Origin of the sequence: Streptomyces sp. Ac-502 (genome assembly GCF_045222935.1) — a bacterium.
Taxonomy (GTDB): Bacteria; Actinomycetota; Actinomycetes; order Streptomycetales; family Streptomycetaceae; genus Streptomyces; species Streptomyces monomycini.
Genome location: NZ_JBHFFO010000001.1, coordinates 944,163 through 960,750 on the forward strand (window position 1 = coordinate 944,163; position 16,588 = coordinate 960,750).

At 68.4% G+C, this 16,588-nt stretch carries 12 protein-coding genes; 5 read left to right on the forward strand and 7 right to left on the reverse strand.

Going from position 1 to position 16,588, the window contains the following annotated elements; translation table 11 throughout:
* Positions 1–7: 7 nt before the first annotated feature.
* From ACEXOX_RS04080 to ACEXOX_RS04110, 7 genes are all read right to left on the reverse strand, one after another.
* A complete protein-coding gene (locus ACEXOX_RS04080; RefSeq protein WP_406519128.1) occupies positions 8–3,466 on the reverse strand; it encodes a hypothetical protein in 3,459 nt (1,152 codons plus the stop codon).
* Positions 3,463–6,588, reverse strand: a complete 3,126-nt coding sequence (locus tag ACEXOX_RS04085; protein WP_406519129.1) for an SNF2-related protein — start codon at positions 6,586–6,588, stop codon at positions 3,463–3,465. Before ACEXOX_RS04085 ends, ACEXOX_RS04080 begins: the two co-directional genes overlap by 4 nt.
* Positions 6,589–6,700: 112 nt before the next feature.
* Complete coding sequence (locus ACEXOX_RS04090) at positions 6,701–7,249, reverse strand: protein kinase (RefSeq protein ID WP_406519130.1); 549 nt, start codon at positions 7,247–7,249, stop codon at positions 6,701–6,703.
* Complete coding sequence (locus ACEXOX_RS04095) at positions 7,246–7,797, reverse strand: serine/threonine-protein kinase (RefSeq protein WP_406519131.1); 552 nt, start codon at positions 7,795–7,797, stop codon at positions 7,246–7,248. Before ACEXOX_RS04095 ends, ACEXOX_RS04090 begins: the two co-directional genes overlap by 4 nt.
* Positions 7,798–7,990: 193 nt before the next feature.
* Positions 7,991–9,745, reverse strand: coding sequence for a CBS domain-containing protein (locus ACEXOX_RS04100; RefSeq protein ID WP_406519132.1), 1,755 nt, complete (start codon positions 9,743–9,745; stop codon positions 7,991–7,993).
* Between the two features lie 311 nt (positions 9,746–10,056).
* On the reverse strand, positions 10,057–10,413 hold the full coding sequence (locus ACEXOX_RS04105; RefSeq protein WP_406519133.1) for a hypothetical protein: 357 nt from the start codon (positions 10,411–10,413) through the stop codon (positions 10,057–10,059).
* 1,186 nt (positions 10,414–11,599) lie between these two features.
* A complete protein-coding gene (locus ACEXOX_RS04110; protein ID WP_406519134.1) occupies positions 11,600–12,022 on the reverse strand; it encodes a YjbQ family protein in 423 nt (140 codons plus the stop codon).
* A gap of 137 nt (positions 12,023–12,159) precedes the next feature.
* Here ACEXOX_RS04110 and ACEXOX_RS04115 point away from each other — a divergent pair, with 137 nt between their 5' ends.
* From ACEXOX_RS04115 to ACEXOX_RS04135, 5 genes are all read left to right on the forward strand, one after another.
* Positions 12,160–12,243 (forward strand): putative leader peptide, encoded by an 84-nt coding sequence (locus ACEXOX_RS04115; protein WP_358970165.1) that lies wholly within the window; start codon positions 12,160–12,162, stop codon positions 12,241–12,243.
* Between the two features lie 250 nt (positions 12,244–12,493).
* Positions 12,494–13,393, forward strand: a complete 900-nt coding sequence (locus ACEXOX_RS04120) for an ABC transporter permease (RefSeq protein WP_406519135.1) — start codon at positions 12,494–12,496, stop codon at positions 13,391–13,393.
* Positions 13,366–14,199 (forward strand): ABC transporter ATP-binding protein, encoded by an 834-nt coding sequence (locus ACEXOX_RS04125; RefSeq protein WP_406519136.1) that lies wholly within the window; start codon positions 13,366–13,368, stop codon positions 14,197–14,199. Before ACEXOX_RS04120 ends, ACEXOX_RS04125 begins: the two co-directional genes overlap by 28 nt.
* Before the next feature lie 34 nt (positions 14,200–14,233).
* Entirely contained in the window at positions 14,234–15,376 is a 1,143-nt protein-coding gene (locus tag ACEXOX_RS04130) for an ABC transporter substrate-binding protein (RefSeq protein WP_406519137.1), read from the forward strand.
* A gap of 5 nt (positions 15,377–15,381) precedes the next feature.
* Positions 15,382–16,584 (forward strand): LLM class flavin-dependent oxidoreductase, encoded by a 1,203-nt coding sequence (locus ACEXOX_RS04135; RefSeq protein WP_406519138.1) that lies wholly within the window; start codon positions 15,382–15,384, stop codon positions 16,582–16,584.
* Positions 16,585–16,588 lie beyond the last annotated feature (4 nt).

Below are 16,588 nucleotides of genomic sequence, written 5' to 3' on the forward strand. Positions count from 1 at the left end.
GTGTTCGTCATCTCGCCGAGCAGGTACTCTTGCGCACCCCCCGCGCCAACTCGGCCTCTCGCCGCCGATGCTTCTCCTCGGCCTTCGGTTTCTCTGTGAGCATGAACCAGGGTTCGTACTCGGCAAGGACCGCGTTCTCCTTCCAGTCCGGCCGTACCCAAGGCGGATTCCCCACCTGCAGGTCAAACCCTCCATTCTTCCCGGCGAACACCCCCGCAAAGTCCAACTCCCAGTGCAGAAAACCCTGTTCCTTGGCGATGTCTCGCACCACCCGCATCCACGGATACCGCTGCTCTACCGCCTTCCGGGGCTCGTCCATGTCCATCTCGGGCTGGGCCTGGATCACCTCTTCGAGGTGCTTCAACTCCTCCAGCGAGTCGACGGAGGAGACGATCGTGCCCTCCTGCAGGTCCCTCCTGCCGACCATGGACTCAAGAAAGTCGAGCCAGTCTGCGAGGTTCGTCAGCGGGACGATCGCTCGACGAGGTGCCGGTCCGTTCCTCTTCTTCTTCGCCCCCGAAGCCGCCCGCTTTTTGATCTCCTGCTGCTCGACGACCTCGCCTTTGCCTTCGTCCTCGAAGGTGATTTGCTCGACGTACCGGGGCGCCGGCGTCTCCACCACCGACGCCAGCAGCCCGTCAAGGTCGACGCCCTCTCCAGCCGCGACGACCGGCGTCGTCGCGTACTCCGGGTCCGACCCGTCGAGCAGCCCCACCTGATCCAGCGGCCAGAACCACAGCGCACACCACGCGTCCATGACCTGCTTGAGCCGCCAGTACGGAGATCCCTCCGCCTCGAAGAGGTCCGCGAAAACCTGCTCCTTGGTCAGCGGCAGCGCACCATCGCCCGCGTTATGCTTGTCGCGCCGCAGGAAGCCGTACTCTTCCCCCTCGGCACCCCACACGTCGATTGTGCGCGCGATCTCCCGCTCGCTGAGCTCCATCCGCTTGGCGACGAGCTGCCACAGGAACTCGACGCGCCGCGCCACCGCCTGCAGCCGGGCCAGTTCACTGCTCTTCCCGCCCGTCGACTTAGGCTTGGCGGCGATCGCCTTCTTCCATGCCTTCAGCCGCCGCACCTGTTCCCCGGCCAGCTTCTCGACGAGGTTCTTGGCGTCCCCGCTAGCGCCCGCGACGGCGCCCCACCCGAGCGTCGGCAGCAAGAACTGGTGCACAGCCCCCTTGGGGAGCGCCTGCTCTGCGCCGTCCTCCCGCGACCGGAACGGCAGCTTCGTCGGCGTCTGCGCGCCAATCGTCCGCTCCTTCTTCACCCGGTCCGCCTCGAACACCCAACGACGCGCGCCGATAAGTGAGTTGCCGCGCCGCAGGTGTAATCCGAACCAAGGCGCTCGCATACCCGGATGCATGGTGTTGAGCCACAGCGACACTTCCGCCAGCTCCACACCCGTCGCGTTCAGGTCGATCCCATACGCGTTGTGCAGCGCGATGTACGCCTTGACCTTCTGCTTCGCATCAAGCGCTTTCGACGTGTCCAGGCTAACGCCCAGCTCTTCCTGCCGCCGCTTCAGATACTCCTCAGCGACCTGGTTGATCGCCTCGTTCAAGAACGCGCCAGATCCGAGCGCCGGCTCGCAGATCGTGAACTTCAGCAGGTCGCTCGCCCGCGTCTCGGCCGTGGTGCGGTGCTTGAGCGCCAGCTCGACGGTGACCTTGGTCAGGGATTCGGGGGTGTAGTACGAGGCGGAGGTCTCGCGGTCGCGTCCCGCGAGACGGTAGACAAATGTCCCCTTGGCGTACTTCTTCGGGCCGCGCAGTCCGTACTGCTCGGCGTCCTGCGCGGAATACACGACGTGCGTGTTCTCCGGGTAGTCGCTCAGCCGGTGTGCGGGGATGAGCCACGAACCCTTCTCGGGGTCTCCGTACTGCTTGCCGCCGCTCTTGTTGCCCGGCTTGGCGACCTCGGCGAGCTCCTCGTCCGCGATCCTGCCGGTGTAGGACATCAGCCCCTCGTAGACCGCGCCGAGCTGGTTGATCCCCAGGTTGCGGTACGAGATGAAGCCGCCCTGCCGGCCCTTCGCTCCCGCCTCCTTCATGGTGAGCAGGCGCAGTACCTGGTGCAGGGCCTCGTTGCGCAGCCGCAGGTCGAGCCACTGCGGCTGCGTCTCCTCGTCGCACTCGGGGTGGACGACGTTGCGGCCGATGAGCGTGATGGCCTTCGGGTCGAAGAGTTCGCTGCGCAGCGCCTCGAAGCGCAGCCCGCGAAGCTCACTGCGCTCACCGGCACCCAAGTGATCATCTCGCTCGGTACCGTGCGGACGATGCCCGAAGTTGACCTTGTTGAAGAGAACGTCGAGGGACGCGTACAGGTGGAAGCCGCCCCGGCTCTCCTCATCGACCAGCTTGCGCTCGCGTGCCACCAGCTCGCGCAGGCGGGCGACCGAGTAGCCCGCCTCGTACGTGGAGTCGTCGGCGGGCAGGATGCCGAGCTCGGGGCGGGCCTCGGCGTACAGGAGGAACAGGATGCGGTAGAGGTAGCGCAGCGACTCGCGGGTGAGCTGCTTGGCGATGGGACCCTGCTGCGGGTTCTCGATCTCGATCGGTTCGACGCCCGCCTCGCGCAGACGCTCCAGTACCTCGTTGGCGATGATCTCTACGGAGCGCTGAAGCCCCTTGCGCAGCTCGGAGTTGACGCCGACGGCATTGTCGCGCGACGCCTTGAGCAGGTCGTCGATGCGGCGGCCCTTGCCGTCCGTGCGCGGGGCGAGCATGTCGCGGGAGAAGAGTGCGGCGAGCAGTGCGAGCTCGCCGGACTTCGAGGTGTCGTTACGGGCCAGGGCCGCGTCCAGACTCGCGGCAATGTAGCGGCCTTCGGCCCAGGCGGTGCGGTCGGCGAGCACGAGGACTCCGCCGCACAGCAGGAGCACGATGCGAGGCGCCTCGCCGCCCGCCTCGTGCAGTTCGCTCTGGAACAGCCAGCCGGCCAGCTTCTCCCCAGCCGTGAGCGTGCCCTCGGCGGTCTTGAGCGGGTGCAGGACCGCCCCCGGCCCGTCGGCATCGAGGGCGTCATCCAGACTGTCGGTCCAGCCGCAGTCGAGGGCGACGATACCGTCACCGTGCCAGGCGACTTGGAGATCGTATTCCCTGCCGGCGTTGTGCACGGTGAGCGTCCGGCCGCCCGGGTCCTCGTACCCCAGGGCCGCGAGGACGTCCGTGTGCCAGGCGGTGACCCGCTCGGCCCACTCGTCGGTGATGTCCTCGTACCCCTCCTGCGCCCGGGCCGCGAGGTGGGGCCGTACGGTGGCGGTGTACTCACCACGCAGCTTCGGCAGAAGTTCGCGCGGAGTGAGCCGGGAGTCGTGCGGGTCGGTCTCGCGGTTGGTCCAGAGACTGAACAGGCCCTCCTCGCCCGCCTTGTTGCGCTTGAGGGTGTTCTCCAGCTCCTCGCTGAAGTAGTGGGCTGCCAGGTATTCGCCGCGGTTGGCGAAGGAGTCGTAGGTATAGCTCATCGGGCGGGCTCCTCAGCGTCGCCGGCGATCGTGGAGTGCAGGGGTTCGAGTGCGGCGAGGACCCGCAACATCGGGTCTCCCTCGGTCCGCAGGCGGCGGACGAGGGCACGACGCCGCTCGGCGGTCTCGAACACCTCCTGCTTCCGCTGGCCGGTACCGACCGCGAACAGGGCCTCCTGCTCCCAGTCCCGCACCTTCTCCTCGTACGGGGCGAGGTAGGCGTCGACCTGCCGGTCGTAGTCGGCGCGGCGCTCTCGCAGGTACGCCTCGGCGGCATCAACGGCCGGGGACACCAGGGACTGGAGGAGTTCGGGTTCGACGGGCTTGTCGCGGGCCGGCATGCCGGGGCCGACTCCGCAGGCGGTGAGGAAGGCCGAATCCATGCGCCAGACGCGGGGATTCGCCTCGGCCAAGCCTGTGACTGCCATCCATTCGACGACCGTCGGGCGGCCCGCCGCGTTGGAGTAGGCGCCCTGGAGGAGGAAGACCGGCCCGGTCAGCGCGGCCGGAAGACCGGGATCGATGGCCGCGGCCTTGGCCGCATCGGCCCGGTAGGCGAGGACGAACGCCTCGTCGTACTTGAGCTTGGCGAGCACCTTGTCCGTCATCCAGTCCAGAACCGGGTGGATGTCGCCGACGTAACTGACGTTGGGCCACTGCGAGGTGGGTTCGTCGCTCTTGCCCTGCTTGACGTTGCGGGCCGCCTCCAGGCGCTGGGCGGCGTACGCCTTGTCGAAGGTGATCTTCAGGGTGCCGTCGTACCGAGGTGTGGTGAGGATCTTCTCCTGTACGAGGTACGACTTGGGCAGCTCGCGGAACCGGTACTGCAGATCGTCGGGCGGCGTGAACTCGATGCGGCCCCCAGCCGTCTCCGGCCGCCAGTTGAGGGCCTCACGCTCGGCTTCCGGATAGATCAGATCCATCGCGGCGTGGAAGTAGGCCCGGGTATCGGCGAAGACGTGCGGTACATCGGCCTCGCGCACCGGGGCCGTGACGCTGACAGCTTGCGCTGCTGTGGGGTCGGTGAGACGGGCATTGGCATTGGCCAGGAGATCGGCGAGGACGCCGCCGGCGTTTTCCTGGGACTGCTTGATGGACCGGTCGACCGTGCTGCCCTTGATGAGATCGCGGGTGAGGCGGTCTTCTTCCTTCTTGTCGTCGTACAGGCCCGTGACCGCCTCCGCGCTGCCCTCGCCGCTCTCGATCTCGTGAGCCTGAGCCTCTCGGCGCAACAGGCGGGTGCCGACGAGCCGGTCGTCGAGGGTGAGCTGCTCGCCAGTCTCCTCGTCGCGCCGCCAGGGCACGTCGGCGGTGAGGGTGATGGCACGGAACTCAGGACTGACGGACTGCCCGTAGCGGTCGATGCGGCCGTTGCGCTGCTCGATGCGGATCAAGGACCAGGGCAGGTCGTAGTGGATCAGGTCGTGGCACTGGTGGTGCAGGTTGACGCCCTCGGAGGCGATGTCGCCGGTGAAGAGCAGACGTACGGGTTCGTCGGCGCGGCCGAAGCGGTCGACGATCTCGCGCTGCTGCTGGTCGTTGGTCGTATCGCCGTGCATGACCTCGACGGTGCCGCCGTACGCCTTCCAAGGGCGGGACTCATCGGTGTCGGTCGCCTTCTGCTTGAAGCCGAGTCGTGCGGGTACCGCCTGGGCGAGCCAGGTCAGAGTGGCGATCCGCTCCGAGAAGACGACGACGCGTCGCTCCGAGCGCGGGCCGACGCCGAGGTCCTTGAGGGTGCGTACGAGGGCGTCGAGTTTGGCGGAGTCGGCGTCGGTGAAGTCGGCAAGCAGGGCGTCGAGTTCGGTCAGCGCGGTTCGCTCGGTGGCAAGCGCGGCACGGCGTTCGTCGGTGTCGTCCTTGCGCTTGGGGTCGTCCAGGTAGGCGCGGCGCTTGGTGACGGACTTCTGCAAGGCCTTGTGCGAGGAGAGGAACGACTTGAGGAAGTTGTAGGCGACCAGTGGGTCGGCACACGCCGAGGACCGGTCCGTCTCGCCCGGGGTCCACTCGGCTGCGAGCTTCTCCAGGACGGCGGCTTCCTTGGGGGTCGCCGGTGCCGGGACCGGAAGCGAGGGACCGCGCTCGGCCCATGGCTTGTCCTTGAGACCGTCACGCACCTCACGGTCGGTCTTCGTACGCCGGATGTAGAGGTGGTCGAGATCGGCGACCTTGTAGTTCTTCGGATCGGCGATCGCTGCCGGGTCGAGCATGCGGATCAACTCGGCGAACGACTCTGCGTCGCCGTTGTGCGGGGTTGCGGAGGCCAGGATCAGCGCGTCGGTGTGCTCGGCCAGGCGACGGGCGAGGCGGTTGTTGCGGGTGCCCTTGTTGACAAGGTTGTGCGACTCGTCGATGACCACCACGTCCCAGGATATGTTCTCCAGGTGGTGCGCGTACGTGGCTGACTTGAGCGTGTCGACCGAGACGATGACCCGCTTGAAGTGCGCGAAGGGATTCCGCCCGGCCGGGATCTCCTGCTGGATGCGCTGAATGCCGGTGGAGTCGAGCCGTACGAGGGGCAGCGAGAAGCGGGTCCACAGCTCGCGCTGGAACTGTTCGAGCACGTGCGCGGGGGTGATCACGAGGATGCGCTCGCCACGGCCTCGCCGGATCAGCTCGGCCAGGGCGATGCCGATCTCAAGGGTCTTGCCGAGGCCCACCACGTCGGCTATCAGGAGGCGGGGCTGTGGGTTGCGCATGGACAGTGCCAGCTCAGCGGGGCGCAGCTGATGCTCCTGCCGGTCCATGAGGTGCGAGTCCGCCAGCGCGAGACCGTGCTCGGTCTGTGGGAGGGCAGTCTTGCGGATGACCGCCTCCAGGTAGAGGCGCGCCTTGGCGTGCTTGGAGGTGTCATCAGGCACCAGTCGGGTGCGGCGCGGGTCGAGGACGTCGATCTGGTCAAGGCCCTCGTAGAAGACCGCGTCGGTGCCGCGTACGAACGGAGAGACGCCGCTGACCTCAAGCATCAACCCGTCGCGGGACTCATCGACGGACTTGACCAACCACTGCTCGTCACGCACGCGCACCTGGGCGCCGGGCGCTAATGCCGCCTTCGTGCCCGGCGAGGCCCCGGGGGCGGCGTCGCGCGCCTCGGGTATCTCGGGCTGCTTCGCCGTGGTCACGTGCTGCTCCTCTGATGCTGTTGCTACGCGTCGGATATGACGCTGGTGGTGTCGTACTCAGGTGTACCGCTGGGCTGTGCCGGCCAACAGCCGCCGCGCTGTCACGGTCGTGTCAGCGGCTTGACCAGGCCAGTTCTCGGCGTGCCGCATAGCGGTCGCGAAGCTCACCGGCGACCCGGCGGGAGGCTGGAGGCCGCCCTCTGCTCGGGGGCTCCGGGGCGGGAACAGCCGGTTCGTCCACCACGGGCGGCTCCGGCTCCGACTCCTCGCGCAACTGCCGGTCCAGCTCGTCGAGGCGATCGAGCATGTGCGCGTCGGGCTGCGGCAGCACCATCGTGGGATGGTCCTTGGGCGTCGTCTGCTCGATCAGGGAGCGGCGGGCTCGGGCCGGGCTCGTGCCCATGCGACGCAGGAGGTCGGCGCACTGGCGCGTCACGTGCGCGAGGGAAGGGCGGTCATCCGGCCGGTGGGCCAACATCGGTGTGACGACTGCCGCCAGCTCCTCGGGCAGTCCCGACAGGTCGGGGGCGACCTCAGGGTTGGACACCTGGGCGGCGACGGCGGGCCACGAAACTCCGCTGTACGGCGCGTGGCCTGTGGCGGCGTACAGCAGCACCGTCCCTAGGCCGTAGACGTCGGCCGCCGGTGTCACATCGGTCACTCCGAGTGCCTGCTCGGGGGGATGTAGGCCACCGTGCCCAGGATGGTGCCGTCCTGGGACATCGAGCCTTTCTCCGCACCGACGAACGCGCCGAGCCCGAAGTCGATGATCACCGGGCCGAAGTCGCCCATCATGACGTTCTTGGCCGTGAGATCGCGATGTACCAGGTCTACGGCATGCACGGCGGCGAGCCCTTCGGCCAGGAGTGCGCCCAAGCTGGCCACGTGCAGTACGGACAGCGGCTCGCCGTGGTCCACGGTGTCGTATACGGAGCGGCCTGGGACGTAGTCCGTGGCCAGCCAGGGCAGGTCGGCGGTCGGGTCGGCATCGATGAAGCGAGCGACGCGCCCCGTGCCAGTCAGGGTGCGCGCGATGGCCGCTTCTCGTTCGAAACGTGCCCGACTGTGCGCGTTCGTGCGCTCGGGTCGGATCACCTTCACCGCGACCGGGTCGCCCGCCACCGAATAGGCGAGGTAGACCTCCCCCATCCCGCCGGCACCGAGGCGCCGCTCGACGGCGTACGGCCCGATCCGCTCCGGATGGCTCAAGCCGCTCACCTGACTCCCCCGCCGGCCGCTCGAACGATGCGACCGCCCCCGGCACGTACATGTCCGCCTTGGCGCAAGCAATGGGCGGAGGGAGTAGGCAATGACACATCACCGCATCAGCATACTGATCACCGCTCTGTGGCCGGGAGCCCTCTCGCGAACTCGGGACGACAATCCCAGGTCTGTGAGGCCGTCATCCTGACGCATCCAGCTTCCGCAGCAGACCGAGCAGACCGTTCAGGAAGTCGATCTCCTCCTGACCGATCGGGTCCGGACTGAAGTGCATCAGGTCGTTGCGCAGCTCGGCACATTGCTTGAGGGCATCGGTGAAGTGCTTCTGGTCGAGAGGGAGCCGAGCGTGCTCCCAGGCAGCCGGGTCCCTGAAGAGGTGGGGGTAGTTGCCCAAGCTGAGCGCCGAGGCGTCTTCGGCCAGACCCGCCCTCTTCTTGTTCGTCTTCGCGATGCATGCACGGATGTGCTCGATACCGAGACACCGGTCGGCGATCCGCCGGAGTCGCTGCTCGACCTCTTCGATCAGTACGAACGGGCTGACGCGAGTGCGGAACTCGACAGCGATGTCAGACGGAGTGACGATCCCGCACACCCGGTGCGCGTCGTTTCTGACCAGTACGAAGCCGTGCTTCTCGATCAGACCGATGCAATCGAGGAGATGTTCCGTCGCAGGGACTTCCGGAGCGGGGACGGTGGCGTCGGCGAGAGTCGCGTCGGGACTGAACATCAGCGCACCACCGATGGATGTCCAGCTGACGGCGCCGAGCAACCGGCCATTATCGTCGAGGACGGGTAGCTGACTGAACTCCTTCAGCATCATCCGAGTCTGCGCGTTCGCCAGAGTATCCGCGGGCGTTACGAAGTCAACGGGGACGTTCGCCGAGGGGAGGTTGCCCACGAGATAGGCGACAGACGGATGCCCCGTGCCCCCGTCCGCGTCCACCTCGCCGGCCTCGTCCGCATTGGCGGTCGGCACTCCTGTCGAAATCGCCCCCGCGCCTCGGTCGGTGTTGCCCGCTCGCTGCCCCGGAAGGCCCGTGTGCGTCGCTCCGACCACGCGCTGAACCACACCGGACATGTCTCGAGCCTCCGGCGTGCTCTCCCCGAAGGTCGGTGCACCGGCAGGCTCGCCCACTGCCTCGGCACGAGCAAGCCGCGTGAGCAGAGTGGCTCCGTCCGCGACAGGTTCTTCGCCCGCCGCCACCACTGCGATGACGCTGTCGAGCGTGCCTTCCGTGAAGGGAGGAATCGACAACAGGCCCGCGTCGTCGAGGTCGCGCTGGATCCGTGCCACGGCAGCCGGGGAGCGTCGCTCCGCATCCCACAGTTCCAGGAGCTTGCGAACGGTGAGCCGGGTGGGTTCAGCCGCTTGACGGTCCTCGTCCCCTACCCTCTCGATCAGCTGGCGTCGGGCGACCAGGCTCGCGCCAGGCTCCCCGTCATCCGGCCTGCCCGGGTCGGCATTCCCCTGAACCACCTCCGCGAGACGCCTCGCCGCGTCGTAACGGCGCAGCTCGAAGACGGTCTGCAACGACCCCAGCGACTGCAACAGATCCGGCCGGAAGGTGTCACGCGTCAGTTCCCTGATCTTCCAATCGACGCGACGCACGTGACGCATTCCGTCCGGCTCGCCCGGCCGGAATGCGTATTCACCGGTCACAAAGCCGATCGCGTACGTGCCGTCGGCTCGGGGCAGCACGACGAGATCGCCCACGGCCATCTCGTGCCGGAAGCGGAAGAGCTGGCCCGTCCAGTTGCCGCGGGTGTACGCGTTTTCATCCGGATATGCAGCATCAACGACATGGCGTATCTCGCTGCGACCGGTACTGCTGGAAAGGTCCTCGGTACCGGGCCAGCCAGCGATCACCAGCCCGCGCTCCAGTGCCTCCGCCTCACGCTCGCCCCGCCGCCCCGCTCTGACCACCCACGCCCGCATGCCGCCACCCCGAATCGATCTTGACTGTCACGTCAGGTCTTCGCGACATCCGACGCATGTTCGCAAGACGAAGCCGCGCCGGCAACCCCGACGACCTTCCTGTTGCCTCGTACACCAGGCATGGCATCCAAGGTTCTCCAAGACGCCGCGTGTTGCCTTCGTAGCATGGCCGTGGGTCCTCTGCATGCGATCCTTTCCTTCCCGTGGCCACGGAAGTTGGGTCTTTCCCTATTGGACAAGTCCTTGGAAACTCCTCCGCAGGAGGAGACTGCCGACGGCGGCCCGCTGCTTCTGACCCACAGCTCGCAACGTCACCAAGGTCGGCCGATGCAGCCATCTGCGGTCAGGCCATATCGCCAGAGCCACAACCACTGGCTGTCGGTCTCCTCCGCCGAGGTGCGAAGCATGGCCAGCCGGACCAGGGCATGCGCGCACCCAGCATCAGCCGCGTGGTGAGCCAGCCGTCGAGCTGCCGGGTGGTGATCCCGTTCCCTCCGCTCCGTCAAGACGCCGAGGAAACCGGAGTCACCCTGATCGGCAGCTTCGAGTGCGTACCGAGTAGCCGCCTCGCGGTCTCCCGCCAGTTCTCTGATCGAGGCCAGGCTGAACAAGAGCCGCGTGTTCCCTTCCTCGACCGTCTCGGCTATCAACCTCTCAGCGGCTTTCATGTCCGAAGCGGCTTCTCGCAAGGGTGCCGCTCGCGTCGCGTCCGGGACGCGAAAGTCTCGGCACAATCCCACAGCGAGGCGAGTTTCGCCTCATCGTGGCACTGTTCCGCTGCCTTGTGCGCGTCCATCAGCGCTTGAAGCACGTCCTGACGCATAAGCCCAGTACTCGTCGGACTTGCTGGCCGGCCCGGCAGCAGCGTTGAGAAACGGGCTGGTCAGGGAACGCTCGGCGTCCGGCAGTACCCCTGCGTGAATACGTGACCGAGTAACGCCGTGAAGCACCCTGTCATCGTGCTACCCGGCGACGTGCGCGAACAAGTGGGCTGCGCGGCGCAGGCGCCACTGCTGTTCTGCGGCATCGGCGAGTTGCCGGACGTGCGGGGCGCCGCGTGGACTGCTGCCTCTCAGAATCCGGCTGGCGGACTGAAATGCCGACGTTCGACATGGGCGTGCTGCTCAAGGTAGTCGACGAGCTGATAGCACGGCCGGCTGACTTCCGCCCCCCATACCAGGGCGAAGGTGGTTCGGGCGCAGTGGGCCTCTGGCACCCCGACACGGTTCTGCTAGATAGGCGGATGTCTGCTCAAACCAGGCATCATCCAACATGTCCCATTCATCGTCACTGAGGTAGCCCGAGGCAGCCTGCTCCAGAAACGTCCGCGGCAGGCGCGGACCGTGTCCAGGCCGACGGACGTCCATGGCCGCCCAGAGGAGACCTCGCGCGGACACGGGGGCTCGTGCCGGTAGCGGCGTATCAACTCCGACAGCTCGATCACGCATCTCCCAGGCGGACGGCGGTGAAAGAACCCTACTGCGCTGGCGTGTTCTACCCCGCAGGGAGAGACAGACGCGACCGCTGCCACACCTGCCGCTACAGGAATAAGCTGAGCTGAGCCGGACCGTCCGTGAATCCACTCGTGCAGTGCAACGCTCGCTGCAAACTGATCCACGGAGAACGGAAACCACCCCGTCTCCGGGGAGAAGATCTTCTCTCCGGAGTCCTCGCGAGGCCACCCGATACCTACTGCTCGGTCAGTACGAGCATGAGGCTCTGGTGCGGCCGACCTACGCAGCTCTCGATCACTGTGGACGGCAGATCCGAGAGGGCTCTGGAACGGCAACGGCACTCTGCCAGGTCGTTTGGTGCGGCCGGACTTCGCCTCTACAGTCCCACTGACGCGGCGCCCTAACCGAGAAAACTCAGCCGTACCTGCCGGTTCGGGTTATCCACGTTCGTGTCCACCAGACAGACGGACTGCCAGGTTCCCAGCGCCAGCTCACCGCTGACGACGGGAAGTGTGGCGTGCGGCGGTACGAGTGCGGGCAGCACGTGGTCGCGGCCGTGACCCCGGCTTCCGTGCTGGTGGTGCCACCGGTCGTCCGCCGGCAGCAGATCCCGCAGCGCGGCCAGCAAGTCGTCGTCGCTGCCCGCACCCGTCTCGATCAGGGCCACGCCCATGGTTGCGTGCGGTACAAAAACATTGAGCAGACCGTCCCGGCCGTCGGCGGCCTCCCGCAGGAAGGAAGCGCACTCCCGGGTCAGGTCGTGGACCACCTCGTGCGAACCGGTCCTGACGTCGATCTCTCGCGTCGTGAAACTAGCAGCCATGCTCCGATCCTCTCAGATCGGACATACGAATCCCGGCACGGCGGCCGCCCGACCCGCGCGCAATGCCCGCGCAACAAAGGTCCAGCAGGCGAGACGCTGTTTGACCCTTCTTCAGGCACGCCGCTACGTTCAGCGACATGTCTACGTCAGCCCGGCTCACCACGCGCGGTCACATCGACCTGCTGCGGGTGGCGTCCTCCGCGTGTCGCCGCGGCTGTTGACGTCTTCACGTCGCTGACGTCCCGGCGCTCGGTCGGCGTACCTCAGGTCGCCGACGCCACTCGTGCCGCTGATCGGAGCGGCGTTTCCTGACGGTTTTCGACGCCTGAGCCGCGCGTTTCGGCGTGTTCTTGGCACATCCCTTTCCCTTCATGTGTTCGGTTCGGCGCAGCCGTGCCGCGTACCCGGTGCTGTGTTCCCGCTGTACCCGGCACGGAAGGGGTGAGCCGCCACCTCTGTCTTGGAGTGTTCATGACTGTTGATCAGGCCGCGCCGCCCGGTGCCGCGCCGCCGCGCGCCGAGCGGGCGGCGACCCCGGTGGCACCGGCCGTCGGGCCGCGTACCGGGCCGGACCTCATCCCCGTCGTACCCGTGTCGGCCGGCCGCCGGAGCGCACCACGCTGGCTGCGCCGGACCGTGGTGCCGGTGCTCCTGCTCGTGTTGTGGCAGGCGCTGAGTGCGAGCGGGGCGCTGGAGAGCGACATCCTCGCCTCGCCCGGGAGCATCGCCCGTACGGCCTGGACGCTGGTGTCCGACGGGACGTTGCCGTCGGCGATGTTCGTGTCACTGCAACGCGTCGCCGTCGGGCTCGTGGTCGGCGTGCTCGCCGGGGTGCTGCTGGCGCTGGCGTCCGGGCTGTCGCGGCTGGGTGAGGACCTGGTGGATCCCGTGGTGCAGGTGCTGCGGTCCGTGCCGTGGGTGGGGGTGATCCCGCTGTTCATCATCTGGCTGGGCATCGGCGAGGCGCCGAAGATCGCGCTGATCTCGCTCGGCGTGGCTTTTCATCTGTATCTGAATGTGTACGCCGGGATTCGCGGTGTGGACGCGCAGCTGGTGGAGGCCGGCACCTCGCTGGGGCTCGGGCGCTGGGGGCTGATCCGGCATGTCGTACTGCCGGGGGCGTTGCCGAGTGCCATGACGGGGCTGCGGTATTCGCTCGCCACCGCCTGGCTGGCGCTCGTCTTCGGCGAGCAGGTCAACGCCGACGACGGTCTCGGGTTCCTGATGAACCAGGCCAGGGAGTTCTTCCGTACCGACGTGATCGTGGTCTGCCTGGTGGTGTACGCGGCCCTCGGGCTGCTCGCCGACTTCATCGTCCGCACTCTCGAAAGGCTGCTGCTGCAATGGCGACCGACGTTCACCGGCCGGTGACGGAAACGCAGACAGTTACCGGGCCCGCGCCGGAAGCAGAAGGTGGAGAGGGAGGAGAGGGCCGGGAGGCCGTGCGGGGTGCGGCGGCGGAAGGCGCTGCCGTACGGGTGCGGGGGCTCGGCCGGGCGTTCGGTGGCCGGGCCGTGATCGACGGGTTGCGGCTGGACGTGGCGCCGGGTGAGTTCGTCGCGCTGCTCGGGCGCAGTGGCTGCGGCAAGTCGACGCTGCTGCGGGTACTGGCCGGGCTGGACCGGGAGGTCGAGGGCCAGGTGCTGGTACCGCGGCGCAAGGCCGTCGCTTTCCAGGCGCCCCGGCTGATGCCGTGGAAGCGGGTGTGGCGCAATGTGCTGCTCGGGCTGCCGGGCAACCCGGAACGGGGACTGGCGGAGCGGGCCTTGGCCGAGGTGGGTCTCGGGCACCGTGCGGATGCCTGGCCCAAGACGCTGTCCGGCGGCGAGGCGCAGCGGGCTTCGCTGGCCCGGGCGCTGGTACGCGAACCCGATCTGCTGCTGCTGGACGAGCCGTTCGGCGCGCTGGACGCGTTGACGCGCATCAAGGCGCAGAAGCTGGTGGCCGAACTGTGGCAGGAGCGCGGCTGCGCGGTGCTGCTGGTCACGCATGACGTGGACGAGGCGCTGCTGCTGGCCGACCGCGCGCTGGTGATGGAGAACGGTGTGATCGCGTACGAGAACAAGATCGATCTGCCGCGCCCGCGTGACATCGCCGACCCCCGGTTCGCCGGCCTGCGCGCACTGTTGCTGGACCGCCTGGGAGTGGAGGGGGTGGACCGTGCGGTCGGGCAGTGAGGGGTCGCAGGTGGCAGTGGCAGAGGCAGAGGACGTGAAGCGACGGAACGGAACTCGCAAGCATGCGCGCACCGCCCTGCTGCTCCCCGCCCTCCTGGTCCCCCTCCTCCTCCTGACGCTCACCGCGTGCGGCGGGGCGTCCCGGGCGACCGGTTCGGGGAGCGGCGGAGCCCGAGGCGGGACGGACGGCAAGGGGTCCGTGACCCTCAACGTCGGTGATCAGAAGGGCGGTTCCGAGGCCGTTCTGCGGGCGGCCGGGGAACTCGAGAACCTCCCCTACCGCATCCAGTGGTCGACCTTCACCTCCGGCCCGCCCCTGCTGGAGGCGGTCAACGCCGGGGCCGTGGACGTCGGCGGGGTCGGCAACACGCCGCCCGTCTTCGCCGCGGCGGCGCACTCGAAGTTCAAGGTGATCGCGGCGACGCACGGCTCGTCCGCGGGCGAAACGGTGCTGGTCAAGAAGGACTCACCGCTCACCCGGCCCGCGCAGCTGAAGGGGAAGTCCATCGCGGTGGCGCAGGGCAGCTCCGCGCACTACCAGCTCGTGGCCTCCCTGAAGAAGGCCGGGCTGACGCCGCAGGACGTGACGCTGAACCACCTCCAGCCGGCCGACGCCCTGGCCGCGTTCAGCCGCGGCCGGGTGGACGCCTGGGCGGTGTGGGACCCGTACACCTCGCAGGCTCTCGACCAGACCGACGCGCGGATCCTGACCACCGGCGAAGGCGTCGTCAACGGTCTCAGCTTCCAGGTCGCCGCGCCCGCCGCCCTGGACGATCCCGAGAAGTCGGCGGCGCTCAAGGACTACGTCGACCGGCTGCGGCGGGCGCAGGACTGGGTCCACCGGCACCCGGACGCCTCGGCGAAGGCGTGGGCCGCGGAGACCGGCCTGCCCCGGGACGTGGCGCTGGCGGCAGTCAAACAGACGCGGGGTACGGCGGTGACGGTGGCCCTGGACCGGCCGGCCGTCGCGTCCGAGCAGCAGATCGCCGACACCTTCGCCGCGCTCCGGCTGATCCCCGGCCGCGTCGACTTCTCCTCCTTCGTCGACACCCGGTTCAACGGCAGCCTGCCGCCTTCGAGCACGGCGCCGCGTACCTACGACTCTGCGGGCACCGGCAGCTCCCCGGGCGCCGGCAGCCCTCCGCACACCGACAGCTCTCCAGGAAAGGCCGGCTGAACACCGTGACCGTGCATCTTCATTGGTTCCTGCCGACCGGCGGCGACGGGCGCACCCTCGTCGACCGGCACGCGTACACCGACGGCGGCGTCCGGCGCGACCGCATCACCCCGGTCAGCGGCGTACGGGCACCCGACATCGACTACCTGGCGCAGATCGCCAAGGCCGCCGAGCAACTGGGCTTCGAGGCGGTCCTCACACCGACCGGAACGTGGTGCGAGGACGCCTGGCTGACCACCACCGCGCTCACCCAGGTCACCGACCGGCTGAAGTTCCTGGTCGCCTTCCGGCCCGGGGTGATCTCGCCGGTGCTGGCGGCGCAGATGGCCGCCACGTACCAGCGGATCTCCGGCGGCCGGCTGCTGCTGAACGTGGTGACCGGCGGCGACTCCACCGAGCAGCGGCGCTTCGGTGACACGCTGGACCACGACCGGCGATATGCCCGTACGGACGAGTTCCTCCAGGTGGTACAGGGAGTGTGGGGTGGCGCCCCGTTCGACTTCCACGGGGAGCACTACCAGGTGGAGGGCGGTCTGACCGCGCTGCCGCCGGACCCGCTCCCGGAGATCTTCTTCGGCGGTTCGTCGGCGGCCGCCGGGCCGGTCGCCGCCCGCAACGTCGATGTGTACCTCACCTGGGGCGAGCCGCCCGAGCAGGTCAAGCAGAAGATCGACTGGATCTCGGGGCTCGCCGCGCGGGAGGGCCGTACGGTCCGCTTCGGCATCCGGCTGCACACCGTCTCGCGCGACTCGGCGAAGGAGGCGTGGGCCACGGCGGACCGGCTGCTGGGCGATCTGGACGCGGACACCGTGGCCGCCGCGCAGCAGGCGCTGGGCAAGAGCGAGTCGGTGGGCCAGCAGCGGATGCTGGCCCTGCACGGCGGTTCCCGCGACAAGCTGGAGGTCTCCCCGAACCTCTGGGCCGGGGTGGGCCTGGTGCGCGGCGGGGCGGGAACGGCGCTGGTCGGCAGCCATACGGAGGTGGCCGACCGGATCGAGGAGTACCACGCTCTCGGCATCGAGCACTTCGTCCTGTCCGGCTATCCGCATCTGGAGGAGGCGTACTGGTTCGGCGAGGGGGTGCGGCCCGAGCTGGCCGCCCGAGGGCTGCTGCCCGGTGTCCTTGACCGCCCCGATGGTCCGGCGGCCGGCGGGCGTCCGGTTTCCGCCCCCGGGGCGGCGCCGCTCCTGGTCGCGGGAGGCCGTTGAAAGG

Excerpts from the sequence above, each read along its gene's own strand:
- ACEXOX_RS04080 (WP_406519128.1), bottom strand. The coding sequence starts at position 3,466 with ATGAGCTATACCTACGACTCCTTCGCCAACCGCGGCGAATACCTGGCA.
- ACEXOX_RS04105 (WP_406519133.1), bottom strand. The coding sequence starts at position 10,413 with ATGAAAGCCGCTGAGAGGTTGATAGCCGAGACGGTCGAGGAAGGGAAC.
- ACEXOX_RS04110 (WP_406519134.1), bottom strand. The coding sequence starts at position 12,022 with ATGGCTGCTAGTTTCACGACGCGAGAGATCGACGTCAGGACCGGTTCG.
- ACEXOX_RS04120 (WP_406519135.1), top strand. The coding sequence starts at position 12,494 with ATGACTGTTGATCAGGCCGCGCCGCCCGGTGCCGCGCCGCCGCGCGCC.
- ACEXOX_RS04115 (WP_358970165.1), top strand. The coding sequence starts at position 12,160 with ATGTCTACGTCAGCCCGGCTCACCACGCGCGGTCACATCGACCTGCTG.
- ACEXOX_RS04100 (WP_406519132.1), bottom strand. The coding sequence starts at position 9,745 with ATGCGGGCGTGGGTGGTCAGAGCGGGGCGGCGGGGCGAGCGTGAGGCG.
- ACEXOX_RS04125 (WP_406519136.1), top strand. The coding sequence starts at position 13,366 with ATGGCGACCGACGTTCACCGGCCGGTGACGGAAACGCAGACAGTTACC.